General features: G+C 67.4%; 17 protein-coding genes and 1 pseudogene. 9 read left to right on the top strand and 9 right to left on the bottom strand.

Features of this window, described 5'->3' with window-relative positions:
* The first annotated feature begins 98 nt into the window (after positions 1–98).
* The 4 genes from LXM88_RS10930 to LXM88_RS10915 all read left to right on the top strand — a co-directional run bounded on the left by LXM88_RS10930 (position 99) and on the right by LXM88_RS10915 (position 8578).
* Positions 99–1466, top strand: coding sequence for an MdtA/MuxA family multidrug efflux RND transporter periplasmic adaptor subunit (locus LXM88_RS10930; RefSeq protein WP_262542105.1), 1368 nt, complete (start codon positions 99–101; stop codon positions 1464–1466).
* A 15-nt stretch (positions 1467–1481) separates the two neighbouring features.
* Positions 1482–4595, top strand: coding sequence for an MdtB/MuxB family multidrug efflux RND transporter permease subunit (locus LXM88_RS10925; protein WP_262542103.1), 3114 nt, complete (start codon positions 1482–1484; stop codon positions 4593–4595).
* Positions 4596–4780: 185 nt separating this feature from the next.
* On the top strand, positions 4781–8089 hold the full coding sequence (locus LXM88_RS10920; RefSeq protein ID WP_262542101.1) for an efflux RND transporter permease subunit: 3309 nt from the start codon (positions 4781–4783) through the stop codon (positions 8087–8089).
* Between the two features lie 105 nt (positions 8090–8194).
* Positions 8195–8578, top strand: a complete 384-nt coding sequence (locus LXM88_RS10915) for a VOC family protein (RefSeq protein WP_262542099.1) — start codon at positions 8195–8197, stop codon at positions 8576–8578.
* Positions 8579–8663: 85 nt separating this feature from the next.
* Here LXM88_RS10915 and LXM88_RS10910 read toward each other — a convergent pair whose 3' ends face one another.
* The gene (locus tag LXM88_RS10910; RefSeq protein WP_262542098.1) at positions 8664–10136 is read right to left on the bottom strand and encodes an NYN domain-containing protein; all 1473 of its coding nucleotides are present in this window, start codon (positions 10134–10136) and stop codon (positions 8664–8666) included.
* A gap of 292 nt (positions 10137–10428) precedes the next feature.
* Here LXM88_RS10910 and LXM88_RS10905 point away from each other — a divergent pair, with 292 nt between their 5' ends.
* Positions 10429–11058, top strand: a complete 630-nt coding sequence (locus LXM88_RS10905) for an NAD(P)H-binding protein (protein ID WP_262542095.1) — start codon at positions 10429–10431, stop codon at positions 11056–11058.
* 81 nt (positions 11059–11139) lie between these two features.
* Here the strand turns inward: LXM88_RS10905 and LXM88_RS10900 are convergent, their stop codons facing one another.
* Complete coding sequence (locus LXM88_RS10900) at positions 11140–11688, bottom strand: peroxiredoxin (RefSeq protein WP_176046887.1); 549 nt, start codon at positions 11686–11688, stop codon at positions 11140–11142.
* A 276-nt stretch (positions 11689–11964) separates the two neighbouring features.
* On the opposite strand from LXM88_RS10900, the gene cdpA reads away from it, so the two are divergent.
* On the top strand, positions 11965–13707 hold the full coding sequence (gene cdpA, locus LXM88_RS10895; protein WP_262542824.1) for a cyclic di-GMP phosphodiesterase CdpA: 1743 nt from the start codon (positions 11965–11967) through the stop codon (positions 13705–13707).
* A gap of 25 nt (positions 13708–13732) precedes the next feature.
* Positions 13733–15238 (top strand): HDOD domain-containing protein, encoded by a 1506-nt coding sequence (locus LXM88_RS10890; protein ID WP_262542092.1) that lies wholly within the window; start codon positions 13733–13735, stop codon positions 15236–15238.
* A 102-nt stretch (positions 15239–15340) separates the two neighbouring features.
* On the opposite strand, the gene LXM88_RS10885 is transcribed toward LXM88_RS10890, so the two are convergent.
* The 7 genes from LXM88_RS10885 to LXM88_RS10855 all read right to left on the bottom strand — a co-directional run bounded on the left by LXM88_RS10885 (position 15341) and on the right by LXM88_RS10855 (position 23720).
* Positions 15341–16135 carry an ABC transporter substrate-binding protein gene (locus tag LXM88_RS10885; RefSeq protein ID WP_262542089.1) on the bottom strand — a complete coding sequence of 265 codons (795 nt, stop codon included), beginning with the start codon at positions 16133–16135 and terminating at the stop codon, positions 15341–15343.
* A 361-nt stretch (positions 16136–16496) separates the two neighbouring features.
* The gene (gene astE / locus LXM88_RS10880) at positions 16497–17540 is read right to left on the bottom strand and encodes a succinylglutamate desuccinylase (protein WP_262542087.1); all 1044 of its coding nucleotides are present in this window, start codon (positions 17538–17540) and stop codon (positions 16497–16499) included.
* Between the two features lie 7 nt (positions 17541–17547).
* Positions 17548–18888 (bottom strand): N-succinylarginine dihydrolase, encoded by a 1341-nt coding sequence (gene astB, locus LXM88_RS10875; RefSeq protein ID WP_262542084.1) that lies wholly within the window; start codon positions 18886–18888, stop codon positions 17548–17550.
* Positions 18889–18902: 14 nt separating this feature from the next.
* Positions 18903–20366: a succinylglutamate-semialdehyde dehydrogenase gene (gene astD, locus LXM88_RS10870; protein WP_262542081.1), complete on the bottom strand. Its 1464-nt coding sequence runs from the start codon at positions 20364–20366 to the stop codon at positions 18903–18905.
* A 7-nt stretch (positions 20367–20373) separates the two neighbouring features.
* Positions 20374–21408: an arginine N-succinyltransferase gene (gene astA, locus LXM88_RS10865; RefSeq protein WP_262542078.1), complete on the bottom strand. Its 1035-nt coding sequence runs from the start codon at positions 21406–21408 to the stop codon at positions 20374–20376.
* A complete protein-coding gene (gene aruF / locus LXM88_RS10860; RefSeq protein ID WP_262542075.1) occupies positions 21405–22457 on the bottom strand; it encodes an arginine/ornithine succinyltransferase subunit alpha in 1053 nt (350 codons plus the stop codon). Before aruF ends, astA begins: the two co-directional genes overlap by 4 nt.
* Before the next feature lie 30 nt (positions 22458–22487).
* Complete coding sequence (locus tag LXM88_RS10855) at positions 22488–23720, bottom strand: aspartate aminotransferase family protein (protein ID WP_262542073.1); 1233 nt, start codon at positions 23718–23720, stop codon at positions 22488–22490.
* Positions 23721–24362: 642 nt separating this feature from the next.
* Between LXM88_RS10855 and LXM88_RS10850 the strand changes: the two are divergent.
* Both LXM88_RS10850 and LXM88_RS10845 read left to right on the top strand, forming a co-directional pair.
* Positions 24363–24944, top strand: a pseudogene (locus tag LXM88_RS10850) (PAAR domain-containing protein).
* Complete coding sequence (locus tag LXM88_RS10845) at positions 24937–25554, top strand: type VI secretion system amidase effector protein Tae4 (RefSeq protein ID WP_262542069.1); 618 nt, start codon at positions 24937–24939, stop codon at positions 25552–25554. The pseudogene LXM88_RS10850 and the gene LXM88_RS10845 overlap by 8 nt, the downstream one beginning before the upstream one ends.
* The last annotated feature ends 366 nt before the right edge of the window (positions 25555–25920 follow it).

Genomic DNA, 25920 nt, shown 5'->3' with positions numbered 1-25920 from the left:
GGACCGAGCCGGGTTGCCCCTCCCGGCACCGCTCGCCCACGCGCAGCCATGAGCAGTCCGAATCCCGGCCCGCCGCGCCGTCTTCCTGACAGAACCCGATGGATAACGAACACAAGCCCACGCCCCCTTCGAAAGACCCCGCCTCCCCCGCCGCACGGCGCCCGCGCCGCACGCTGATGATCGGGACGCTCGCGGCGGTCGTCATCGGCGGCCTGTTGTGGTGGCAACCGTGGAGCCGCACGCCGGCGGCAGGCAGCGCCGCGGCCGGCGCGAGCGCCGGCAGTGGTGCGAGCAGCGGCGCCGGCGGCCAACGCGGCCGCGGCGGCCCCGCCGCGATGGCGAACGTTCCGCAGCCCGTGTCGGTCGCGACCGCGACGCAGGGCGAGATGCCGATCGTGCTGTCCGCGCTCGGCACCGTGACGCCGCTCGCGAACGTGACGGTGAAGACGCAGTTGTCGGGCTACCTGCAGTCGGTATCGTTCCAGGAAGGCCAGATCGTCAGGAAAGGCGACGTGCTCGCGCAGATCGACCCGCGCCCGTACCAGGTATCGCTCGAGAACGCCGAAGGCACGCACGCGCGCGACTCCGCATTGCTCGCGACGGCGCGCCTCGACCTGAAGCGCTACCAGACGCTGCTGTCGCAGGACTCGATCGCGTCGCAAACCGTCGATACGCAGGCTTCTCTCGTCAAGCAATACGAAGGGGCGGTGAAGACCGACCAGGCCGCGATCGATTCCGCGAAGCTGAACCTCACGTATGCACGCATCACGGCGCCCGTGTCGGGCCGCGTCGGCCTGCGCCAGGTCGACCCCGGCAACTACGTGACGCCGGGCGACAGCACCGGCATCGTCGTGATCACGCAGCTGCAGCCGATGAGCGTGATCTTCACGACGTCGGAAGACAACCTGCCGCAGATCCTCAAGCAGGTGAACGCGGGCCAGAAGCTGTCGGTCACCGCGTACAACCGCAACAACACGGTGCCGCTCGAGACGGGTTCGCTCGCGACGCTCGACAACCAGATCGACACGAGCACCGGCACGGTCAAGCTGCGCGCGAACTTCGATAACAAGGAAGGCATGCTGTTCCCGAATCAGTTCGTGAACACGCGGCTGCTCGTCGACGTGCTGCGCAACGCGACGATCGTGCCGACGTCCGCGGTGCTGACCGGCTCGATCGGCCAGTTCGTCTACGTCGTGAAACCCGACAACACGGTCACGGTGCGCAAGGTCACGATCGGCCCGGTCGACGGCGAACGCACCAGCATCGTCAGCGGCATCGCGCTCGGCGAGCGCGTGGTGACCGACGGCTCCGACCGCCTGCGCGAAGGCGCGAAGATCTCGATCCCGGCCGACAAGCCGAAAGGCGCATCGGGCGCGCGCGGCGCCGGCGCGGCGTCGGGTGCATCGGGCGCCGGCGGCCAACGCGGCGGACACAAGCACGGTGCGTCGCAAGCAGCGGCCCGATAACGCGCGGGCCGCTCGATGAATCCATCCCGCCTCTTCATTCTCCGGCCGGTCGGCACCGCCCTCCTGATGGCGGCGATCATGCTGGCCGGTCTCGTCGCGCTGCGCTTCCTGCCGCTCGCCGCGCTGCCCGAAGTCGACTATCCGACCATCCAGGTCCAGACCTTCTACCCGGGCGCGAGCCCGGAGGTGATGACCTCGTCGGTCACCGCGCCGCTCGAACGGCAGTTCGGGCAGATGCCGTCGCTGAACCAGATGTCGTCGCAAAGCTCGGCCGGCTCGTCGGTGATCACGCTGCAGTTCTCGCTCGACCTGCCGCTCGACATCGCCGAACAGGAAGTGCAGGCCGCGATCAACGCGGCCGGCAACCTGCTGCCGTCCGACCTCCCCGCCCCGCCGATCTACGCGAAGGTCAACCCGGCCGACGCGCCGGTGATCACGCTCGCCGTCACGTCGAAGACGCTGCCGCTCACGCAGGTGCAGGACCTGGCCGACACGCGCCTCGCGATGAAGATCTCGCAGGTCGCGGGCGTCGGCCTCGTCAGCCTGTCGGGCGGCAACCGCCCGGCCGTGCGGATCCAGGCGAACCCGACCGCGCTCGCGCAGTACGGGATGAACCTCGACGACCTGCGCACGACGATCTCGAACCTGAACGTGAACACGCCGAAGGGCAACTTCGACGGCCCGACGCGCGCGTACACGATCAACGCGAACGACCAGCTCACGAGCGCCGACCAGTACAACAGCGCCGTCGTCGCGTACAAGAACGGCCGCCCGGTGATGCTCACCGACGTCGCGACGGTCGTCGCCGGCTCGGAGAACACCAAGCTCGGCGCGTGGGTGAATTCGGAGCCCGCGATCATCCTGAACGTGCAGCGCCAGCCCGGCGCGAACGTGATCCAGACGGTGGACGCGATCAAGGCGCAGTTGCCGAAGCTGCAGGAAACGCTGCCGGCCGCGCTCGACGTGCAGATCGTCACCGACCGCACGACGATGATCCGCGCGGCCGTGCGCGACGTGCAGTTCGAACTGCTGCTCGCGGTCGGGCTGGTCGTGCTGGTGATGTACCTGTTCCTCGCGAACGTCTACGCGACGATCATCCCGAGCCTGTCGGTGCCGCTGTCGCTGATCGGCACGCTCGCGGTGATGTACATGGCCGGCTTCTCGCTGAACAACCTGTCGCTGATGGCGCTCACCATCGCGACCGGCTTCGTCGTCGACGACGCGATCGTGATGATCGAGAACATCGCGCGCTACGTCGAGGAAGGCGAATCGGGGCTCGAGGCCGCGCTGAAGGGCTCGAAGCAGATCGGCTTCACGATCATCTCGCTGACGGTGTCGCTGATCGCGGTGCTGATCCCGCTGCTGTTCATGGGCGACGTGGTCGGTCGCCTGTTCCACGAATTCGCGATCACGCTCGCGGTGACGATCGTGATCTCGGCGATCGTGTCGCTCACGCTCGTGCCGATGATGTGCGCGAAGCTGCTGCGCCATTCGCCGCCGCCGGAGAGCCACCGCTTCGAGGCGCGCGTGCACCAGGCGATCGACTGGGTGATCGCGCGCTACGCGGTCGCGCTCGAATGGGTGCTGAACCGCCAGCGCTCGACGCTCGTCGTCGCGCTGCTGACGCTCGTGCTGACGGGCCTGCTCTACGTGTACATACCGAAGGGCTTCTTCCCCGCGCAGGATACCGGCGTGATCCAGGCGATCACGCAGGCGCCGCAGTCGATCTCGTACGGCGCGATGGCCGAACGCCAGCAGGCGCTCGCAGCCGAGATCCTGAAGGACCCGAACGTCGAGAGCCTCACGTCGTTCATCGGCGTCGACGGCAGCAACATCACGCTGAACAGCGGCCGGATGCTGATCAACCTGAAGGCGCGCGACGCGCGCACCGAGACGGCCGCGCAGATCATCCGCGACCTGCAGCACCGCGTCGCGAACATCACGGGCATCTCGCTGTTCATGCAGTCGGTGCAGGATCTGACGATCGACTCGACCGTCAGCCCGACGCAGTACCAGTTCATGCTGACGAGCCCGAATTCGGACGAGTTCGCGACCTGGGTGCCGAAGCTCGTCGCGCGGCTGCAGCAGGAGCCGTCGCTCGCCGACGTCGCGACCGACCTGCAGAGCAACGGCCAGTCCGTCTACATCGCGATCGACCGCGCGAGCGCCGCGCGTTTCGGCATCACGCCGGCGACCGTCGACAACGCGCTGTACGACGCGTTCGGCCAGCGCATCGTGTCGACCATCTTCACGCAGTCGAACCAGTACCGCGTGATTCTCGAGTCCGAACCGAAGGACCAGCACTACGCGTTATCGCTGAACGACATCTACCTGCCGTCGGCCGGCGGCGGCCAGGTGCCGCTGTCGTCGATCGCGTCGTTCCACGAGCGGCCGTCGCCGCTGCTGGTCGCGCACCTGTCGCAGTTCCCGTCGACGACGATCTCGTTCAACCTCGCGGCCGGCGCGTCGCTCGGCGAAGCCGTCAAGGCGATCGAAGCCGCCGAGAGGGACATCGACCTGCCCGCGTCGTTCCAGACGCGCTTCCAGGGTGCGGCGCTCGCGTTCCAGGCATCGCTGTCGAACCAGGTGTTCCTGATCCTCGCGGCGATCATCACGATGTACATCGTGCTCGGCGTGCTGTACGAGAGCTACATCCACCCGATCACGATCCTGTCGACGCTGCCGTCGGCCGGCGTCGGCGCGCTGCTCGCGCTGATGATCACCGGGCACGACCTCGACATCATCGGGATCATCGGCATCGTGCTGCTGATCGGCATCGTGAAGAAGAACGCGATCATGATGATCGACTTCGCGCTCGAGGCCGAACGCGTCGAAGGCAAGCCGCCGCGCGAGGCGATCTTCCAGGCGTGCCTGCTGCGCTTCCGGCCGATCCTGATGACGACGCTCGCCGCGCTGCTCGGCGCGGTGCCGCTGATCGTCGGCTCCGGCGCGGGCTCCGAGCTGCGCCAGCCGCTCGGGATCGCGATCGCCGGCGGCCTGATCGTGTCGCAGGTGCTGACGCTGTTCACGACGCCCGTGATCTACCTCGGCTTCGACTCGCTCGCGCGCCGCGTGCGCGGCTGGTTCGAACGCCACGGCCCCGGTGCCGACACGCGCACGGATGCGTAAATGACGACCCCCACGCTCACTTCGTTCGCTGCCCCCCAAGGGGGCGGTCGGCACCCTTGGGGCGGCCCAGCGAGTGCCGACATGAAACGACCCCCACGCTCACTTCGTTCGCGTGGGGGGGCGCAGCCCCCCCATCTGCCGAAAACGCATCCGTCGGAACACGCGGCGGCCCAGCGAGTGCCGACATGAACCTGTCGCGCCCCTTCATCACCCGCCCCGTCGCGACGACGCTGCTCGCGCTCGGCGTCGCGCTCGCGGGCCTGTTCGCGTTCATCAAGCTGCCGGTGTCGCCGCTTCCGCAGGTCGACTTCCCGACGATCTCGGTGCAGGCGTCGCTGCCGGGCGCGAGCCCCGAGACCGTCGCGACCAGCGTGACGAGCCCGCTCGAGCGGCACCTCGGCTCGATCGCCGACGTCTCCGAAATGACGTCGACGAGCACGGTCGGCAACGCGCGGATCATCCTGCAGTTCGGCCTGAACCGCGACATCGACGGCGCCGCGCGCGACGTGCAGGCCGCGATCAACGCGGCGCGCGCCGACCTGCCCGCCGCGCTGAAGAGCAACCCGACCTACCGCAAGGTCAACCCGGCCGACTCGCCGATCATGATCGTGTCGCTGACGTCGGAGACCTCGTCGCCCGCGAAGCTGTACGACGCCGCATCGACGGTGCTGCAGCAGTCGCTGTCGCAGATCGACGGGATCGGCCAGGTTTCGGTGAGCGGTTCCGCGAACCCGGCCGTGCGCGTCGAGCTCGAACCGCAGGCGCTGTTCCACTACGGGATCGGCCTCGAGGACGTGCGCGCGGCGCTCGCGTCCGCGAACGCCAACGCGCCGAAGGGTGCGATCGAATTCGGCCCGCAGCGCTACCAGCTCTATACGAACGACCAGGCCTCCGACGCGTCGCAGTACCGCGACCTCGTCGTCGCCTACCGCAACCGCTCGGCCGTGCGGCTGTCCGACCTGTCCGACGTCGTCGATTCGGTCGAGGACCTGCGCAACCTCGGCCTGTCGAACGGCAAGCGCGCGGTGCTCGTGATCCTCTACCGCTCGCCCGGCGCGAACATCATCGACACGATCGACCGCGTGCGCGCGGCGCTGCCGCAGCTCACCGCGTCGCTGCCGGCCGACATCACGGTCACGCCCGTGCTCGACCGGTCGACCACGATCCGCGCGTCGCTGAAGGACACCGAGCACACGCTGCTGATCGCGGTCAGCCTCGTCGTGATGGTCGTGTTCCTGTTCCTGCGCAACTGGCGCGCGACGCTGATCCCGAGCGTCGCGGTGCCGATCTCGATCATCGGCACGTTCGGCGCGATGTACCTGCTCGGCTTCTCGATCGACAACCTGTCGCTGATGGCGCTGATCGTCGCGACCGGCTTCGTCGTCGACGATGCGATCGTCGTGCTCGAGAACATCTCGCGGCACATCGAGAACGGCAAGTCGCGGATGCAGGCCGCGTTCGACGGCGCGCGCGAGGTCGGCTTCACGGTGCTGTCGATGAGCATCTCGCTCGTCGCGGTGTTCCTGCCGATCCTGCTGATGGGCGGCATCGTCGGGCGCCTGTTCCGCGAGTTCGCGCTGACGCTGTCGCTCGCGATCGCCGTGTCGCTCGCGGTATCGCTCACCGTCACGCCGATGATGTGCGCGCGCCTGCTGTCCGAGTCGCACGACCCGCAAGACGAAGGCCGCTTCGGGCGCTTCCTCGAGCGCTGCTTCGCGCGCATGCAGCGCGGCTACGAGCGCTCGCTGTCGTGGGCGCTGCGCCGGCCGCTGCTGATCCTGCTGACGCTGTTCGCGACGATCGGGCTGAACGTCTACCTGTACATCGTCGTGCCGAAGGGCTTCTTCCCGCAGCAGGACACCGGGCTGATGATCGGCGGCATCCAGGCCGACCAGTCGACGTCGTTCCAGGCAATGAAGCTGAAGTTCTCCGAGATGATGCGGATCGTGCAGGCGAACCCGAACGTGAAGAGCGTCGCGGGCTTCACCGGCGGCACGCAGACCAACTCGGGCTTCATGTTCGTCACGCTGAAGGACCGCACCGAGCGCAAGCTGTCGGCCGACCAGGTGATCCAGCAGTTGCGCCCGCCGCTGGCGGACGTCGCGGGCGCCCGCACGTTCCTGCAGGCCGCGCAGGACATCCGCGTCGGCGGCCGGCAAAGCAACGCGCAGTACCAGTTCACGCTGCTCGGCGATTCGAGCGCCGACCTGTACAAGTGGGGGCCGATCCTGACCGAGGCGCTGCAAAAGCGCCCCGAGCTGACCGACGTGAACTCCGACCAGCAGCAAGGCGGCCTCGAGGCGATGGTGACGATCGACCGCGCGACGGCCGCGCGGTTCGGCATCAAGCCGTCGCAGATCGACAACACGCTGTACGACGCGTTCGGCCAGCGCCAGGTCTCGACGATCTACAACCCGCTGAACCAGTACCACGTCGTGATGGAAGTCGCGCCGAAATACTGGCAGAGCCCCGAGATGCTGAACCAGGTGTGGATCAGCACGTCGGGCGGCAGCGCGAACGGCTCGCAGACCACCAACGCGGCGGCCGGCACCTACGTCGCGACGTCGGCCGGCACGTCGAGCGCCGGCACGTCCACGCAGAGCGCCGCGGCGATCGCGTCCGATTCCGCGCGCAACCAGGCGCTGAACTCGATCGCGGCCAGCGGCAAGTCGAGCGCGTCGTCGGGCGCATCCGTGTCGACGTCGAAATCGACGATGATCCCGCTGTCGGCGGTCGCGACGTTCGGGCCGAGCACGACGCCGCTGTCGGTCAACCACCAGGGGCTGTTCGTCGCGACGACGATCTCGTTCAACCTGCCGCCGGGCGTGTCGCTGTCGCAGGCGACCCAGGTGATCTACCAGACGATGGCGCAGGTCGGCGTGCCGCCGACGATCGTCGGCAGCTTCCAGGGCACCGCACAGGCGTTCCAGCAGTCGCTGAACAACCAGCCGATCCTGATCCTCGCCGCGCTGCTGGCCGTCTATATCGTGCTCGGGATCCTGTACGAGAGCTACATCCACCCGATCACGATCCTGTCGACGCTGCCGTCGGCCGGCGTCGGCGCGCTGCTCGCGCTGCTGCTGTTCAAGACCGAGTTCAGCATCATCGCGCTGATCGGCGTGATCCTGCTGATCGGCATCGTGAAGAAGAACGCGATCATGATGGTCGACTTCGCGATCGACCAGACCCGCAACAACCAGAAGTCTTCGTTCGACGCGATCCACGAGGCGTGCCTGCTGCGCTTCCGCCCGATCATGATGACGACGATGGCGGCGCTGCTCGGTTCGTTGCCGCTCGCGTTCGGCCGCGGCGACGGCGCCGAGCTGCGCGCGCCGCTCGGGATCGCGATCGCCGGCGGCCTGATCGTGTCTCAGGTGCTGACGCTCTATACGACGCCGGTCGTCTATCTGTACATGGACCGCCTGCGCGTGTGGGCCGAGAAACGGCGCAATCGCCGCGGGAATTCGGGCGGGCCGGCGATCGCCGGGGAATGATCGAAGCGGCCGCCCGTCAGGCGGCCGCTGTTCGCGCTTGACCGCGCGCGGCGATCGGCTATCGTGAGTCCATGCCCACCGCGGTGCCCTTCACGGGAACACGCCATGAACGTCCAGCTCAACCATACGATCGTCTGGTGCCGCGACAAGCGCGCGTCGAGCCGCTTCCTCACCGAGCTGCTGGAATTGCCGCCGCCGACGCCGTTCGGCGCGATGCTGGTCGTGCCGCTCGACAACGGCGTGTCGCTCGATTTTTACGAAAAGACGGGGGAGATCACGGCGCAGCATTACGCGTTCCTGACCGACGAAGCCGGCTTCGATCGCGTGTTCGCGCGCATTCGCGAGCGCGGGCTGCCGCACTGGGCCGATCCGGCCAAGCGGCAACCCGGCGACATCTACCACCACAACGGCGGCCGCGGCGTGTATTTCGACGATCCGGACGGCCACTTCCTCGAAGTGATGACGCGGCCGTATGCGCTGAACGGCTAGCTCGGCAGGCCGGCCGGCGTTGCGCCGGCCGGTATTGCGCGGGCCGGGCGCCGCCGCGTTCCCGACGCCCCCGGCCCGGCTGCGGTTACTCGGTAGCCGCCGCCGTCTTGCGCGGACGGCGCGCGCGCGGTGCCGCCTTGCGGGCCGGCTTCTTCGGCTTGGCGGCGGCCGGCGCTTCGGCCGCCGATTCTGCAGCCGATTCGACCGGCGCCGCGTCATGCGACGGCTGCGCGGCGGCAACCTCGGCGCCGGAATCGGCGGCTGCCGGCTCGGCGTGCGTCGCCGCGGCATGCCGGTCGTCGCCGTGCTCCGCGTCGCGATGGGCGTCGTCGGCATGCTTGCCGTGCGCGTGCTTGTCGCCACCGTGCTTCGCCGCGCCATGCGCGGTGTCGTCCGGCTTCCCGGCCTCGTGACGGCCGGCGTTCTTCGCGGCAGCGCCCTTCTTCGCGCCGGTCTTCTTCGCCGCGCTCTTGCGCGCCCGCTTGCGGCCGTCGTTCGCTTCGCCGTGCGGTTCGGCCACGTCGGCCGTGACGGCAGGCGCGACCGCTGCTACGTCGGCGACTTCGGCAACGACCGCCTCTTCCGCTTCGACCTGCACGCTTTCGTGCACGACCGCTTCCGTCCGGTGCCCGCGACGTCGCGGCTCGCGCCCGGCCCGCGCCGGCTCGGCCGCACGCGTGCCATGGTGCGCGGCGGCGCCTTCACCGCCCGCCGCGACCTGCTCCGTGGCCGCCGGCTGGCGTGCCCGCGACACGAACGCGCCCGACTTGTCGTCGCGCCCCACTTCGAGCAGGCCGCGCGCCTGCGCCTCGTCGAGCAGGTTGCCGAACGCGCGGAACCCGTAGTACGACTCGTTGAAATCGGGCTTGCGGCGCTTGATCGCGCTCTTGAGCACCGACGCCCAGATCTTGCCGACGTCGTCGCGCTCCGACGCGAGCGCGTCGAACGTCTCGACCGCCAGCGCGATCGCCTCGGCCTTGCGCGCGTCCATGTCGTGCTTGCGCGACGGCTCGTCGGGCCGCTTCGCGCCACCGTTGCCGGCGCGCTGCTGTTGTTCGCGCTTCGCGAGCGTGCGCTGCTGCTCGCGCACCAGGTCGTCGTAGAAGATGAATTCGTCGCAGTTCGCGACCAGCAGGTCCGACGTCGATTTCTTCACGCCGACGCCGATCACCTTCTTCGCGTTCTCGCGCAGCTTCGACACGAGCGGCGAAAAATCCGAATCGCCGCTGATGATCACGAACGTATCGACATGCGACTTCGTGTAGCAGAGGTCGAGCGCGTCCACGACGAGCCGGATGTCGGCCGAATTCTTGCCCGACTGGCGCACATGCGGAATCTCGATCAGTTCGAAGCTCGCCTCGTGCATCGACGCCTTGAAGCCCTTGTAGCGATCCCAGTCGCAATAGGCCTTCTTCACGACGATGCTGCCCTTCAGCAGCAGGCGCTCCAGCACGGGCTGGATGTCGAATTTCTCGTACTTCGCGTCGCGCACGCCGAGCGCGACGTTCTCGAAGTCGCAGAACACGGCCATGCTGACGTTGTCCAGGGGTAATGCCATGTGTACTCCAACCGGTTGGCCGACGCGTGATAGGGCGTAGCGGCGAAAAATGCATCGCGCACATGATAGCCGGTCGGCGCGTCATTCCCGAATCCGTGTGAACGAATGACCGCCCGAGCGTCCGCCATGTCGCCCGGGGGCCGCGTACCCGCGCCGGGAACCTTCGCCGGTACGCCCGCGCCGGTACGCCCCTTAATACCTGTCCGCCATCGGACCAAATCGACATTACACTTGAGTTATTGGTCGTCCGTCCCTATCTGGAAGGACGACGTATCGAGCAAGGAGCAGTTTCATGACGACGAAGGTACTGCTGATTGGCGCGACCGGCCGCACGGGCCAGGCGTGCGCGGATCTGCTGCTCAAGCAGCCGGAGTTCGAGGTCACGGCGCTCGTGCGCCGGCACGGCTATGCGCTGGCGGGCGCGCGGGTCGTCGAGGCCGATCTGACGAACGATTTCTCGCACGCCTTCCAGGGCATCACGCACGTGATCTACGCAGCCGGCTCGGCCGAAAGGGAAGGCGCGGCCGAAGAGGAGCAGATCGACCGCGACGCGGTCGCCCGCGCGGCCGAATACACGCTTGCCTACAACGCGCAGAAGCTCGTGGTGATCAGCTCGCTGTCCGCGTACCGGCCCGAACAGGGTCCCGACGCGCTGCGCCACTATTCGCAGATGAAGCGCGAAGGCGACGAGCGCGCGATCGCGTCGGGCGTCGACTACGTGATCCTGCGCCCCGGCCCGCTCGCGGACACGCCGGGCGTCGGCAAGATCGCGCTGACCGACGCGTGGCTCGACCCGGCGCCGCCCGTGTCGCGCCAGGACGTTGCCTGGGCCGCGATCGAGGCGATCAAGCTCGGCATCTCGCGCAAGATCGTCGGCTTCGTCGGCGGCGGCGTGCCGATCGAGCAGGCACTGCGCGCGTAGCGCGGCTCCCCGCGCGGCCGGCGCGCGTGTTCCCTGCCCGCGGCCCGCACGACGGGCCGCTTGGGTGCCTGGGCCGGCCGCTTACTGCTTCGGATGCGCGTCGGCCCACGCCTTCACGGCGGCCAGCGTGTTCTCGACGTGCTTGTCGGGCGACAGGCTCGTGTATTCGTACAGAATCTTCCCTTCCGGCGAAATCACGTAGGACACGCGGTTCGCGCGGTCGAGCGCCGGCAGCTTCGCGTCGTATTCGCGGATGATCTTCGCGTCCGGGTCGGCCGCGACCGGGAACTTGCTCCGGCACTCGCTCACCGAGAACTTCGTCAGCGTGTCGATATTGTCTGCCGATACGCCGATCACGGTCGCGCCGTAAGCCTTGTAACGGTCGACCGCATCCGCGAACGCATGCGCCTCGATCGTGCAGCCCTTCGTGAAGGCGGCCGGGTAGAAATACAGCACGACCGGGCCCTGCTTCAGCGCGTCGGCGAGCGAGTACGTGTAAGTCTTGCCGCCCAGCGACGCCTGCGTCGTGAAGTCCGGCGCCGCGGCGCCCGGCTTCAGTTCCGCCTGCGCCATCAGCGCATGGCCGGCCACCAGCGCCGCGACGGCGCCCAGCAACAGTTTTCGCTTCATCTGCGTCCTCATTTCTTATAAAGTCAGCCTCGATGTAGGCCACGTCGGCGTTCGCCTGTCGAACGCACGTGCATGATCCGGTCCCGCGGCAGCGCCACCCGCGCCCGGCCGTTAAAGATTCCGCACAGTCTGCCGTTATTCCTTCCGGACAACCGGTTCCAGCCCTTCACGTCATCGAGAAACATGGAAGCCAACAGGAAACAGACGTCACGCAAGGGCTCCTGGCGCAGTGCCTTGCATACGCTGCGCCGCTTCGCCTGGTCGGGCGGCGCGCTGATGCCCGCGCGCGCCGGTGCGCCGCGCCGCGACGACTCGGTGCGCGACTGGCTGGAACAGACGGTCGGCACGGTGGACTTCCTCGCCCATGTCGACCGCGAACTGCGCTTTCTGTACGTGTCCGACGCGAGCCTGCGCTTCATCGGCTACCACCGCGACTACCTGCACACGCTCACGCTGCGCGACCTGATCGCCGAACAGGATACCGCGGCGCTCGAAGGCCTGCTTGCGCGCGCCGCGCGTTCGGGCCAGGTCGAGAAGGCGACGATGTGCATCGTCAAGTCCCTGACCTACCCGCTGGACGTCGAGATCCGCGCGTTCAAGAGCCGCCACCACGGAGTCGACGGCTTCGCGATCGCGGCGTTCGACGTATCGTCGTGGCGCGCGCTCGAGGCGCGCCTGACGTACGAAATGCACCACGACCCGATGACGGGGCTCGACAACCTGTCCGCGCTCGTGCCCGCACTGATGCGCGCGCAGCAGACGGCCGACGAGGACGGCACCTGCGCGGCGCTGCTGCTGCTCGACCTCGACGACTACCAGCGGATCAACCGCGCGCTCGGCTACGACGCGGGCGACACGCTGTTGCGCCAGACCGCGCAGCGGCTGAAGGCGCTCGTCACGCCGAACGAACGGCTCGCGCGCGTCGCGAGCGACAAGTTCGCGGTCGTACTCGGCGCGCCGGACCGCACGCAGGCGAGCAATGCAGCCGACGCGCTCGCGCGCCGGCTGCAGGCCGCGGTGCGCGAGCCCTACGCGTACCAGGGGCAGACCGTGCACTTGTCCGCGAGCATCGGCATCGCGCTCTATCCGGACGAGCGTGCCGCGCCGCATCGTGCGCAGCACCACAGCCCGCTGCTGCGCCGCGCCGACCACGCGCTCGCGCAGGCGAAAGCATCGGGCGGCAACGCGCTCGCGTTCCATGCGCCCGTCGACGATCCGGCCGACGCGGAACGGCTGAAGCTCGAAGCCGACCTGTACGACGGCGTGCGCAACGGCGAGTTTTCGCTCCATTTCCAGCCGATCACGCACAGCCAGTCGTGCGCGGTGGTCGGCGTCGAGGCGCTGATCCGCTGGCGCCATCCGGTGCACGGCCTCGTGCCGCCGGCGACCTTCATTCCGCTCGCCGAATCGATCGGCCTGATCAACTATCTCGGCAACTGGGTGCTCAAGGCCGCGTGCATGCAGCTCGTCGCGTGGGACCGCCAGGGGCTCGCGCTGCAGTACGTGGCGGTCAACGTGTCGCCGCAGCAGTTCCGCGACCCGCGCTTCACGCAGAGCGTGCGCGAGGCGATCGCGCTGACGGGCATCGACCCGCGCCGCATCGTGCTCGAAATCACCGAAAGCCTGCTGATGCACGACCCCGCGCATGCGAAGGGGCTGCTCGAGGAACTGACCGATCTCGGCATCCGTTTCGCGATCGACGATTTCGGCACCGGCTATTCGAGCCTCGCGTACCTGCAGCGCTTCCCGCTCGCGAAACTGAAGATCGACCGCAGCTTCGTCGAGAACCTGCTGACCTCGCGCAACGACCGCGCGATCGTGTCGGCGGTGGTCGGCCTCGCGCAGACGCTCGATCTCGAGCTCGTCGCCGAAGGCGTCGAGACCGAGGCGCAGCGCGAACTGCTGACGGAGATGGGCTGCAATCACATCCAGGGCTGGCTCGTCTGCCAGGCGCTGCCGTCCGAGGAACTCGCACGGCGCTTCGAGGCGCAGCAGCTGCACCTGCACGCTGCCGCCTGACACGCGGCGAACCGGACAGATCCGTATGTCAATCACCGAACACCTGCCCCGCACCGCGTTGCTCGACAAGCTGTGGGCCCGGATGAACGAACGGGGCGACTTCCCGCTGCTGTCGGAATCGCTGCGCGCGACGATGGCCGCGATGAAGAACGACGATCTCGACTTCACCGCGCTCGTGCGCGTCGTGCTGTCGGATTTCGCGCTCACGCAGAAAGTGCTGCGGCTCGCGAACTCCGCGATGTACATGGCGTTCGGCGGCAACATCACGACCGTCACCCGCGCGCTGATGGTGCTCGGCATGGACGCCGTCGGCCATCTCGTCGTCGGGCTGAAGCTCGTCGACCATTTCCACCACAGCACGCCGCGGCGTATCGACGCGAAGCTCGAACTGAACCGCGCGCTGCTGTCCGGCTGCGTCGCGCGCAAGCTCACCGAGCACGCCGAGCTGCGCGGCGGCGAGGAAGCCGTCGTCTGCACGCTGATGCGCCAGGTCGGCAAGCTGCTGGTGGTCTGCTATCTCGACAGCGAATGGGACCGGATCCGCCGGCGCGCGGCCGAGCTGCACGGCGACGAATCGGCCGCCTGCCTCGACGTGCTCGGCGTCGGCTTCGACGAGATCGGGCTCGAAGCCGCTGCGCGCTGGCGGCTGCCCGACGTGATCCGCGCGGGGATGGCCAACGACGACGGCCACGCGGCCCGCGCCGACGCGTTCGACGACGAATACGACGACGATCGCAACGCCGGCCATGCGGCCGATGACGGCCCGGCCGACCGCGTACGCTGGCTGCGCGCGGTGAGCCGCTGCTCGACCGACGTCGCGAGCGCGCTCGTGATGCCCGCGAGTCCGCAGCGCGACGCGCGCATTGCGACGCTCGCGCAGCACTACGGCGCCGAGCTCGACATGGAATCCGACGCGCTCGTCGAGATCGCCGACCGGCTCGCGCGCGAGGAAGCGAGCGACACCGTGATGCGCGAGATCGTCGAGCTGCGCGCGAACGCCGATGCGATCGCACGGGCGCAGGCCGAGCCCGAGGCCTGCCTCGAAGCCGGCCTCGCGGACCTGCGTGCGCTACCGTCCGAGCATGTGCTGACGCCGGTGCTCGCGCTCGCGTCGGAAAGCCTGCTGGCCGGCCTCGCGTTCACGCGCACCGTGATGTTCGTGCGTCACGACGACGGCACGTTCGCCGCGCGCCTCGGCTTCGGCCCGGATGTCGATACGACGCTCGACCGGCTGCGCTTCGACGAGCGCTTCGAGCCGGACGTGTTTCATCTCGCGATCACGAATTCGGTCGGCATCTTCATCGAGCAGGCGCAGGAACCGAAGATGCTCAAGCGCCTGCCCGCGTGGTATCTGGATGCGTTCGACGACACGCGCGCGTTCGTGCTGCTGCCCGTGCGCGTCGGCACGACGACCGTCGCGCTGCTGTACGGCGACTGGGCCGGCGCGCAGCCCGCGCGCAAGATCACGCAGCAGGAGATGAGCGTGCTCAACGAGCTCGCGCGCGAACTGGGCCGGTTCTTCCCCGCGTAACGCGGGGGCCGGCCGCCCCGCCGCCGCCGTTTCCCGCCGCCCGAAAGCAAACCGGCCGCATCAGCGGCCGGTTTGCTTGCATCGTGCGATCGAACGAAACGCTTACTTGAGCGTCACGGGCACGCTGAAGTACTTCTTCGCGAGGTTGTCGATCGTGCCGTCGGCCTTCAGGTCCTTCAGCGCCTGATCGAGCGCGGTCTTCAGCGCCGCGTCGTTCTTGCGCAGGCCGAAGCCGACGCCCGAGCCGAGGATCTCGGTATCGCTGACCGTGCTGCCCGCGAACGCGAAGCCCTGGCCCTGCGGCTTCGTCAGGAAGCCCTTCGAACCGGCTTCCGAATCCTGGAACGTCGCGTCGAGACGGCCCGACTTCAGGTCGGCATAGGCGAGGTCCTGCGTCTGGTACGGCACGACTTCGACGCCGGCCGGCGCCCACTTCTTCTTCGCGTACGCTTCCTGGATCGTGCCCTGCAGCACGCCGACGCGCTTGCCCTTCAGCGATTGCGGGGTCGGCAGCAGGCCGCTGCCCTGCTTCGCGATCAGCTGGTTCGGAATCGTGTAGATCGGATCGGTGAACGCGATCGCGTGCTTGCGCTGGTCGGTGATCGTCATGTCCGAGTTGATCGCATCGAACTTGCGCGCCTGCAGCGCCGGGATCAGGCCGTCGAAGTCGTTCTCGACCCACACGCACTTCGTCTTCAGCTTCGCGCACACCGCGTTGCCGATATCGATGTCGAAGCCGGTCAGCTTGCCGTCGGGCGTCTTGTATTCGAACGGTGCGTACGAGGCCTCGACGCCGAACCGGATCTCCTTCAGATCCGCGGCAACCGCGCTGCCTGCCGCCACCGCCGATGCCGCCATCACCGCATGCGCGGCCACTTTACGCCAATCCAACTTCATCAGGTGCTCTCCTCGATACTCGAATGTTCCGGAACTACGGGCGCTTGCATCATTGCAGGGTCGGATGACCACGACAATCGCGATGCCGCGCCGTGATGCGGCGCAACAGCCGCAAGGCCGCGATTGTACCAATCCGCGCGGTCCGGTATGGCAAAGCGGGTGACGACGCGCGATGCTGCGCTGCGTGCGCGGCGCCGGTCGGGCGATCCGCCGAACTTGCAAGACGGTGTCGCAAATATGCAAGCCGGGGGGCCACCTGCCGTCCGCCCCCGGCATGCAGGCGACGACGGGATAGCGAAAGGTTTTGGGTCAGGCTAGGGCCGCGTGCCGTCGCGGCTGCGCCATCGGTCGGGACACGCGCTCAGACCAGCGCCGCGAGCGTCTCGCGCGTCGTGTCGACGACGAGCAGGCCCGCGCGCAGGCCCGGCTTCACGGTCGGGTTCGGAAACACGATCCGTTCCTCGTCGTGCGTCACCGTGTAGCGGTAGTCGCCGTCCTGCGCGAGCACCGTGCCGCGCGCAAACGCGGTGAAGTTCGCGACGTCGGCCGCGACGAACAACTCGAGTGCGTCGCTCTGCTTCGTGATCTGGTCGATCACCGTGAACACGCGCGGCAACGTGGCCACGGCATCGCCCCGCGGATGGCCGCCCCACGCACCCGACACGAGCCGGCGCACGGCCAGGTCGGCCGGCGCGAAGCGCGCCAGGTCGTTCTGGCCGAACGGCCGCACCTTGCCGAGTTCGAGCGTGCAGGCGAGCGCGCCGCAGTGCTCCGCCGTGAAATGCGAATACGTGTTGCCCTTCGCCGTATGCAGCAGCACGGCCGCGATGCGCGCATCGCCGAGCCATTCGACCATCGTGCGCGTCGGCGGCGTACCTGTATGCGGCAGCAGCGCGAACTGCTCGAACACCGATGCGCGGATCGCCGTATGCATGTCGATGTGCCAGCGCACGCCGCCGGCCGGTGCCGCCGCGAAGAACGCGGCAGCGGCCGTTTCGAGCTGCACGGCACGCGGGGCTTCGCGGCTCGCGGGCACCTGCGCGTGGCGACCGCTGAACAGGCGGTTCAGGTCGTCGTCGAGATAACGCTCGCCGGCACGCATCGCCGGCACGTTGCCGAGCACGACCAGCAGCCGGCACGCGAGCGGCAGCGCGCCCGATGCGAGATCGCGCACGAGCATCGACAGCAGCTCGATCGGCGCCGTCTCGTCGCCGTGCACGCCGGCCGACACGAGCACGCTCGCGCGCGCCGTGCCGTCAGCTGCGGCCGGTTCGAGCGCGACCAGCCCGTCGCCGAGCCATGACCAGCGCACCGCGCCGCCCGCACAGGCGCCGTCCGTCACGGCCGGCGTGCCGCCGGCCAGCGTGAACGCGAGAAAGTCGTCGAGCGGTACGGCGGCGGACATCCGTGCCTCAGCGCTGGAAGTCATACAACGAACCGACGCGCAGGATCTGCGTGAGCTCGTCGAGCGCCGTGCGCGATTCGTCGAGCAGCGCCGGATCGGCGAGGTCTTCCGGTGCGAGACGGTCGCGATAATGCTTGTCGATCCACGCGTCGAGCGACGCGAACAGCGTGTCGTTGATCCACACGTTCGACGTGACGGCCGCGCGCTCCGCTTCGTTCAGCACGACGCGCAGGCGCAGGCACGCCGGGCCGCCGCCGTTCTTCATGCTTTCGCGCAGGTCGAACACGAGCACGTCGTGAATCGGGCCGTTGCCGGCCGCGAGCTGGTCGAGATAGGCCGCGACGTTCGCGTTCTCGCGGCATTCCTGCGGCACGACGAGCACTTGCGAGCCGTCGGCGCGCGACAGCAACTGGCTGTTGAACAGATACGACGTCACCGCGTCGTTCACGCTCACGGCCGCGTCGGGCACCTCGATCACGTTCAGGCGCGCGCCGCGTGCGTCGAGCGCGGCGGTCAGCGTGTCGTAGATCGCCTGCTTGTTGACGAACGCGCGCTCGTGCGTGAACAGCGTGTCGCGGTTGCCGACCGAGATCACGTCGTTGTGGAACACGCCCGCGTCGATCACGTCCGGATCCTGCTGCGCATAGACCGTCGCCTCTTCGGCGAGCCCGTGGCGATGCGCGACCGCGCGGCTCGCCTCGAAGGTCTGGCGTGCCGGGAAGCGCTTCGGCTCCGGGCCGCGGCGGTATTCCGCGCGACCGTACACGAAGAATTCGATACCCGGCTTGCCGTATTCGGCGCAGAAGCGCGTGTGGTTCGCCGCGCCTTCGTCGCCGAGCGCCGGCGTGCCCGTCAGCGCCTCGTGCACCGCGAAGTGCGCGGGGTCGGCAAACAGCGTCGACAGCGTGCGGCGCGTCGCGTCGTGCTCGATCGCGCGATGCAGCTTGCTGCACAGGTTCGCCGGCGTGAAGTGCACGCGGCCATCGCTCGTATCGGCCGACGGGCTGACGGTGGCCGCGTTCGCGGTCCACATCGCCGACGCCGAGCTCGCCGCGGCGAGCAGCTCGGGCGCCTGCTTCGCGGCCTTCGCGATCACGTCGGCGTCCTTGCCCGAGAAGCCGAGCTCGCGCAACAGGCGCAGCGACGGCCGCTCCTGCGGCGGCAGCACGCCCTGCGCGAAACCGAGATCCGCGAGCTGCTTCATCTTGCGCAGCCCCTGCTTCGCGGCGGCCTTCGGGTTCGCGGCCGACTTCTCGTTGTTGAGCGACGCCACGTTGCCGAACGACAGCCCGGCGTAGTTGTGGGTCGGGCCGACGAGCCCGTCGAAATTGGCTTCTTGTGCGTTCATCGTCGTTCCCTCGATCAGAAATGCAGGCCCGGCGACAGGCTCGCGGGCAAGGTCAGTTGCGTGCTTTCCACCGACGCCATCGGATACGCGCAATAGTCGGCCGCGTAGTACGCGCTCGGGCGATGGTTGCCCGAGCGGCCCGTGCCGCCGAACGGCGCGGCGGACGATGCACCGTTGGTCGGCCGGTTCCAGTTGACGATCCCGGCGCGGATCGTGCGGCGGAAGTGTTCCCAGACCCGCGCGTCGTCGGCCAGCAGGCCGGCGGACAGGCCGAACGCCGTGTCGTTCGCGCGTTCGATCGCTTCGTCGAACGTCGCGTAGCGGACGATCTGCGCGAGCGGGCCGAAATGTTCTTCGTCGGGCAGGTTCGCCACGCCGGTCACGTCGACGATCGCCGCGTTCACGAAACCGAGGCGCGGATCGCGCTGCGTCATCGCGACGATCGGCTGCGCGCCCTGCTCGACCAGGCGCGACTGCGCGTCGACCAGCTTCGCCGCCGCGCGCGCCGAGATCACCGCGCCCATGAACGGCTGCGGATCGGCGTCGAACACGTCGGCCGTGATCTTCGACGTGACGTCGGCGAAGCGCGCGAGGAAGCGGTCGCCGAACGCGCCCTGCGGCACGAAGATGCGGCGCGCGCACGTGCAGCGCTGGCCGGCCGACAGGAACGCCGACTGGATCGTGTGATGCACGGCCGCGTCGATGTCCTCGACTTCGCCGATCACGAGCGGGTTGTTGCCGCCCATCTCGAGCGCGAGCACGATTTCCGGATGGCCGCCGAACTGCTTGTGCAGCAGCGTGCCGGTATCCGAGCTGCCCGTGAAGAACAGCCCGTCGATCTGCCGATGGTTCGCGAGCGCGATGCCCGTGTCCTTCTCGCCCTGCACGAGGTTCAGCACGCCGGCCGGCAGCCCGGCTTCCTGCCACACCTCGACCGTCGCGCGCGCGACGCCCGGCGCCAGCTCCGACGGCTTGAACACGACCGTGTTGCCGGCGATCAGCGCGGGCACGATATGGCCGTTCGGCAAGTGGCCGGGGAAGTTGTACGGGCCGAACACCGCGACGACGCCATGCGGGCGGTGGCGCAGCACCGCGACGCCGTCGGCCATGTCCTGGCGCTTCTCGCCCGTGCGTTCCTGGTACGCCTGGATCGAGATGCCGACCTTCGCGGCCATCGACGCGACTTCGGTGCGTGCTTCCCACAGCGGCTTGCCCGTCTCGCGGCCGATCGCAGTTGCGATCGCTTCCTTGCGTTCGTTGAGCAATGCCGCGAAACGCTTGACGATCGCGCAGCGCGATTCGAAGTCGAGCGCCGACCAGCCGGCGAACGCGCGGCGCGCGCTCGCGACCGCACGGTCGACGTCGGCCGCCGACGCGCTGCCGCCCTGCCACGCGATCTCGTCGGTGCCCGGGTTGCGCGAAGCGAACACGGGGCCCGAGCCTGCGACCCAGGCGCCGTCGATGAAGAGTTCCGTCATGATTCGTTTATCCCTGTTTGACTTTGAGCGGCAGCACGCGGACCGGATCGCCGGCCTTCACGTCGAGCGCGACTGCATCGTCGGCCGACAGCACGAACGCGCCGTTCGCGACCACGCCCGGCGCGACGCCGACGCGGAAATCGGTGAGCGACGTGTTCGACACGAGCGATGTCGGCGGACGGTCACCCTGCACGTCAGGCACGCCGATCGCGACCGGCACGACGACGCTCTCGCGCACCGTGCGCAGGTCGTTCACGTGGCATTCGAGCACGGGGCCCGCGTCGAAGATGTCGACGTGGTTCTGATAGCGCAGCCCTTCCGCCTCGAGCATCTTGCGAGCCGGCAGCGTGTCGCGGTGCGTGAGGCCGACCGCATCCTGCGCATCCTTCGGCAGCAGGTCGACGTACACCGGGTAGCGCGGCATCAGTTCCGCGAGAAACGACTTGCGGCCGTGCGAGCTCAGGTAGTCGGCCGCGTTGAAATCGATCTGGTAGAAGTGCGAACCGACTGCGCGCCAGAACGGCGACGTGCCGTCTTCGTCGAAGTGGCCGCGCAGTTCCGCGCAGATGCGTTCCGGAAAGCGCTCGCGGAACTGCGCGATGAACATGAAGCGCGAGCGCGACAGCAGGCCGCCGACGCCGCCCGTGCGATAGCGCGGGCTCAGGAACAGCGAGCACACTTCCGCATAACCCGTCAGGTCGTGCGAGATGTTCAGCGCGGACATTCGCGTCCACACGCCGAGCTCCTGGCTCGCGTGCACGACCGTGCTCACGCGATAGTTGTAGAACGGCTGCTCGAGGCCGACCTGCGATTCGATCCCGCACACGCCCGCGATGTCGCCCGTCGTCGATTCTTCCATCACGAAGAAGTAGCCGGCCTCGCCGGGCGCGGCCTCGCCCGCCAGCGTGCGGCGCGTGCGCTCGATGCGCGCGGCGAGCGCGTCGCGGTCGGGCTTGAACGTGGTCAGGCCCGGCCCGGTTTCCTTCGCGAGCGACACGAGCGCATCGACGTCGCCCGTTTGTACGACCCGAACGACGATCATGCTGCGTCTCCCTTCAAATCTTCATCGTCGCGGCGGTGCAGCGGCACGCAGCGCACGACATCGCCATCCTTCACATCGAGCGCCGCGCGCACGTCGCCGGCCAGCGGCGCGTCACCCGTATCGCCCGGCAGGTCGGTCAGAACGCAGCGGAACGATTCGCCGCTGCCCGTCGACACCATGTACGCGACGTCGCCCTGCTGGTGCGCGGCCTCGCGCACGACGCGCTCCGCGCCGTGCTTCACGCATGCGGTGCGGTCGACCTGCGCGGTCAGCACCGGGCCCGCGTCGAAGATGTCGACGAAGCGGTCGGGCTCGAAGCCTTCCTCGAGATGGATGTCGTACGCGAGCAGTGCCGTCTCGTTCGGCTCGCCGAGCACGCGCTGCGCGGCTTCCGGCAGCAGCGGCACGTAGATCGGATAGGCCGGCATCACTTCCGCGATGAACGTGCGGCTGCGGCCGCCCGACGCGATATCGACGTCGGTGAAGTTGCGGCCGAAGAACTTGCGGCCCACCGCTTCCCAGAACGGCGATGCGCCGTTGCCGTCGCTGACGCCGAGCAGCAGCGTGAACACTTCGGGCGTGAAGCGGCGGCGGTTCGCGGCGATATACATCATCCGGGCGCGCGAGATCAGGTGCGCGGCCGCGTCGCCGCGCAGCGACGGATCGACGTAGAAGCCCGCGAGCCGGCTCTTGCCGGTCAGCTCGTGCGACATCGTGAGCGCGTGGATCTTGCGGTTCACGTGCAGCTCGCGCGACGCGTGGATCAGTGCGTCGTTGCGGAACGCGTAGAACGGTTCCGAGTAGCCGGCCGCGGCCACGATGCTCGCCGTGCCGAGCAGCTTGCCCGTCGACGAATCCTCGAGCACGAAGAGATAGAACTCCTCGCCGGCGAAGTCGACGTCCGCGCGAAACGAATCCTCGGAGAGCGCCACGCGCGCTTCGAGCGCCGCGCGGTCGTGCGGCAGCGAGTGCAGGACCGGCTGCGCGGTGCGCGCCATGTGCGCGAGCGCATCGAGATCCGTGAGTTTGCCGGGGCGAACAAATAGCATCGTCGTTCCTGTCTGCGATGGGTGCGCCGATCAGCGCGCGGTGGCTTCCTGTGCGGCGAGCACTTGTTCGACGGCCTTCTCGAAGCGCTTGACGCCTTCGTCGAGCAGGTCGAACGGGATCACCAGCGACGGGACGAAGCGCAGCACGTTCGGGCCGGCGATCAGCATGATCAGGCCGTTCTCGGCGGCTGCGGTGACGAAGTCCTTCGCGCGGCCGTCGAACGCGGCGGTGAGTTCCGCGCCGACGAGCAGGCCCTTGCCGCGGATGTCCTCGAAGATGCCGAAGCGCGCGTTGACGCGTTCGAGCGCGCCTTTCAGGCGCACGCTGCGTTCGCGCACGCCTTCGAGCAGTGCCGGATCGCCGATCAGTTCGACGACCTTGTCGGCAATCGCCGATGCGAGCGGGTTGCCGCCGTACGTCGTGCCGTGCACACCGACCTTGAAGTGCGCGGCCAGTTCGTTCGTCGTCAGCATCGCGCCGATCGGGAAGCCGTTGCCGAGCGCCTTCGCGGTCGTCAGGATGTCCGGCGTGACGCCCGTGTCCATGTAGGCGTAGAACTGGCCCGTGCGGCCGACGCCCGTTTGCACTTCGTCGAAAATCAGCAGTGCGTTGTTGGCGTCGCAGGCTTCGCGCAGCGCCTTCAGGAAGGCCGGATCGGCCGGGATCACGCCGCCTTCGCCTTGCACGGGCTCGACGATCACTGCGCAGGTTTGCGGGCCGATCGCTGCCTTTGCGGCTTCGATGTCGTTGTACGGCAGGTGGGTGATGCCGGCCGGCACGGGGCCGAAGCCTTCCGAGTACTTCGGCTGGCCGCCGACGCTGACCGTGAAGAACGTGCGGCCGTGGAACGACTGCACGAACGAGATGATTTCGGCTTTATCGGCGCCGTGGCGATCGAACGCGACGCGGCGTGCGAGCTTCAGTGCGGCTTCGTTCGCTTCCGCGCCCGAGTTCGCGAAGAATGCGCGGTCGGCGAAGGTCAGCGATTCGAGGCGCTTTGCGAGGCGCAGCACCGGCTCGTTCGTGTAGCCGTTGCCGATGTGCCAGAGCTTGCGGCTTTGTTCGTCCAGCACCTTCAGCAGTTCCGGGTGGCCGTGGCCGAGCGACGTCACGGCGATGCCGCATGCGAAATCGATGTACTCGCGGCCGGCCGTGTCCCACACGCGGGAGCCCTCTGCGCGATCCGGCACGAACGGGGCGGGGGAAAATACCGGCACCATCACTTCGTCGAATGTCTGGCGGGTCACGGTCGAGGTCGTCATGGTCGTTCCTTTCGGTTTCGTAAGAGGGTTCAACAGGATCAAGTTTAGGTAAGGGTGACGCAAGCGTCTTGCGGAATTGCGACGGGTTCTATCGGAAGCCCCTTTTTCTGCGGCTATTTTGCCCTTCCGGGCGGGGGGCTGTGGGTTTTGGTGTCAGGGTGGTTTTTTTGGTGGTTCGCCTGTGTTTGTCGTGAAGCACCTGTTGACTTGTCGGTCTATTAGCGTCGCCCCTGCGCGGGGCAGCGGTCACTTTTCTTTGTCTTGCCAAAGAAAAGTAACCAAAAGAAAGGCGCTCGGAAAACGCATGACTTCCCGGTGCCGTAGCCATCCAAGTGGCCCTCGCCTAAGTGTCCGCGCCAGTCAGGAGCCCGGAGTGGTTCGAGCAATGGTTCTGACACCACTCACTACCCAAAAAAGCGGTATACCGCCCGCCAGCTCCATCCTCGCTACGCTCGGCTGCAAGGTACGCATCCCTCAAGCGGTGCTGTTGGTCGATCAGTTTCGGAAATCACGGCACGAACGCGACGCCACGAATCCTATGCACAAGCAGCGCGCTCACTCGATCTCAAGCGCCTCGAACAATATCGAGATGGCCCCTTACGCCGCACCGATACGATTATGACTTTCCGAGAGGGCCAAACGATGAATAGAAGAATTGCAGTTGTGGGCGATAGCCTTTCAAGCGGCGGAACAATTAACCCATACAGCGGACCGCCGTTCCTGGTCCACGGACATCAGGCAGCCTTGATTGGCGGCAGTGCGTTCTGCATTGCATGTCAAAGCACCGGCATCATCGCAAAGGCTGGCGGGCCATATCGACTCAAGTTTCGGGGAGAAGTCGCACTAGATCGCGATATTGTCCTGTGCGGCTGCTCGACTCCGCCGAGCATCACTGCGTTGCTTGCCGGTGAAGCATAGTGTGATGATGGGTTAAGGGGTCTCGGGGAGGTCGTTTCGAGCCGAACGATAACGGGCCACGTCGTGTCGGTCAAGAAAGGCACATTTGATGAGCAAGTCGAGGCGAAAGCTAGCGGCAGTGCTGCCCACGGTCCAGAGGGCTACCCCTATTACATCGAGACGGCAGACGGCCGCATCCATTCCGGCGTGCTCGACACAAGCGGCAAGCTACCGCGCGTCCACACCGGCGACGGATCCGGAGACTACACCATCTATTGGGGAGACGAAGCGATTGCAAAAAAGCACTGCGGGGTAAGCCATGCCTAATCCATCCACGAAGATCCGCACGAACAACACGCCACAATCGAAGAAATCCGTACAGCTTCAAGCGCTGTCCTTTCAAGCGCTTTGGAACGCGTACCCGAAGAAAGACCCCTACGACGACCCCACTGGCGAGTATGAGAATCAATGCGCCATTCGCATGAGCGTCACGTTTCACAGCATCGGAAGCGACATGAAGTCGTTTTCTCAAAACGTATTGAAGCCGATGCCCGGAAAGAAGACGCTAGGCCGTCTGATCCTTGGCGGTAAAGCGACAGCGACGCGCGCGTATGAACTGGCTGAATGGTTAAAGCTTCGCCCGTTCCTTGGGCTTGGCAAACCTGAAAATATCACTGGCCCAGACTGGCAAGACAAGGTAAAAAACCGAACCGGTATCATCTACTTTTTCGGCTACTGGCGACAGGATGGCGACTCTGCCGACGCACTGAGCGGCGGTCATATCGACCTGTGGAACAAGGACACGCTTACGCCATCCGTCGTGAATTTCTTACGCTTCCGCATTGGCATGTCGCGATTCCGAAACCCACTGACAAACAACAACTGGTTCTCCGACCTTGCCAATTCCAAAGAAATCCTTTTCTGGGAAGTGAAATGAAGCGTATGGCGCTCGCTGTACTCGGGTTCGTATGGGGCTTGCTCGTCACATGGGCGACCATCTACGCCCTCAATCACATCCATTGGCCCGAGGTGAAATCACATGCGACGGGCTGCAACGACATGGAACACTGCACATCGCATGCGAAGTTCCTGTGGGGCATGTTCGCTATGCTGTTATGGCCCGCTGTCACATGCGCGATATTAAACGCGGTAGCGTATAAACGATGGTCGGGACGTCGCTGGGGGGGAGCGCTTCTCGTTGTAACGTTGCTCGCCGCGCTGTTCTATTGCAAGCCATACGTCGCACCCTACTTAGGTCTTGCCGGCTAGCCCTATCGCTGCTCTTGGGGATCGGATGTGCGCC

Source organism: Burkholderia sp. S-53 (assembly GCF_025560745.1).
Lineage (GTDB): Bacteria > Pseudomonadota > Gammaproteobacteria > Burkholderiales > Burkholderiaceae > Burkholderia > Burkholderia pyrrocinia.
Note: the sequence above shows the minus strand (reverse complement) of the source record. Positions and strands in the feature narration are given on the sequence as shown.

Bases quoted from the DNA above. Each gene is read 5' to 3' on its own strand.
- LXM88_RS10885 (WP_262542089.1), bottom strand. From the start codon at position 16,135: ATGAAGTTGGATTGGCGTAAAGTGGCCGCGCATGCGGTGATGGCGGCA.
- LXM88_RS10845 (WP_262542069.1), top strand. From the start codon at position 24,937: ATGCCTAATCCATCCACGAAGATCCGCACGAACAACACGCCACAATCG.
- astB (WP_262542084.1), bottom strand. From the start codon at position 18,888: ATGAACGCACAAGAAGCCAATTTCGACGGGCTCGTCGGCCCGACCCAC.
- cdpA (WP_262542824.1), top strand. From the start codon at position 11,965: ATGCCCGCGCGCGCCGGTGCGCCGCGCCGCGACGACTCGGTGCGCGAC.
- astD (WP_262542081.1), bottom strand. From the start codon at position 20,366: ATGACGGAACTCTTCATCGACGGCGCCTGGGTCGCAGGCTCGGGCCCC.
- astE (WP_262542087.1), bottom strand. From the start codon at position 17,540: ATGTCCGCCGCCGTACCGCTCGACGACTTTCTCGCGTTCACGCTGGCC.
- LXM88_RS10920 (WP_262542101.1), top strand. From the start codon at position 4,781: ATGAACCTGTCGCGCCCCTTCATCACCCGCCCCGTCGCGACGACGCTG.
- LXM88_RS10930 (WP_262542105.1), top strand. From the start codon at position 99: ATGGATAACGAACACAAGCCCACGCCCCCTTCGAAAGACCCCGCCTCC.
- LXM88_RS10900 (WP_176046887.1), bottom strand. From the start codon at position 11,688: ATGAAGCGAAAACTGTTGCTGGGCGCCGTCGCGGCGCTGGTGGCCGGC.
- LXM88_RS10915 (WP_262542099.1), top strand. From the start codon at position 8,195: ATGAACGTCCAGCTCAACCATACGATCGTCTGGTGCCGCGACAAGCGC.
- LXM88_RS10855 (WP_262542073.1), bottom strand. From the start codon at position 23,720: ATGACGACCTCGACCGTGACCCGCCAGACATTCGACGAAGTGATGGTG.
- aruF (WP_262542075.1), bottom strand. From the start codon at position 22,457: ATGCTATTTGTTCGCCCCGGCAAACTCACGGATCTCGATGCGCTCGCG.
- LXM88_RS10905 (WP_262542095.1), top strand. From the start codon at position 10,429: ATGACGACGAAGGTACTGCTGATTGGCGCGACCGGCCGCACGGGCCAG.
- LXM88_RS10890 (WP_262542092.1), top strand. From the start codon at position 13,733: ATGTCAATCACCGAACACCTGCCCCGCACCGCGTTGCTCGACAAGCTG.
- LXM88_RS10910 (WP_262542098.1), bottom strand. From the start codon at position 10,136: ATGGCATTACCCCTGGACAACGTCAGCATGGCCGTGTTCTGCGACTTC.
- LXM88_RS10925 (WP_262542103.1), top strand. From the start codon at position 1,482: ATGAATCCATCCCGCCTCTTCATTCTCCGGCCGGTCGGCACCGCCCTC.
- astA (WP_262542078.1), bottom strand. From the start codon at position 21,408: ATGATCGTCGTTCGGGTCGTACAAACGGGCGACGTCGATGCGCTCGTG.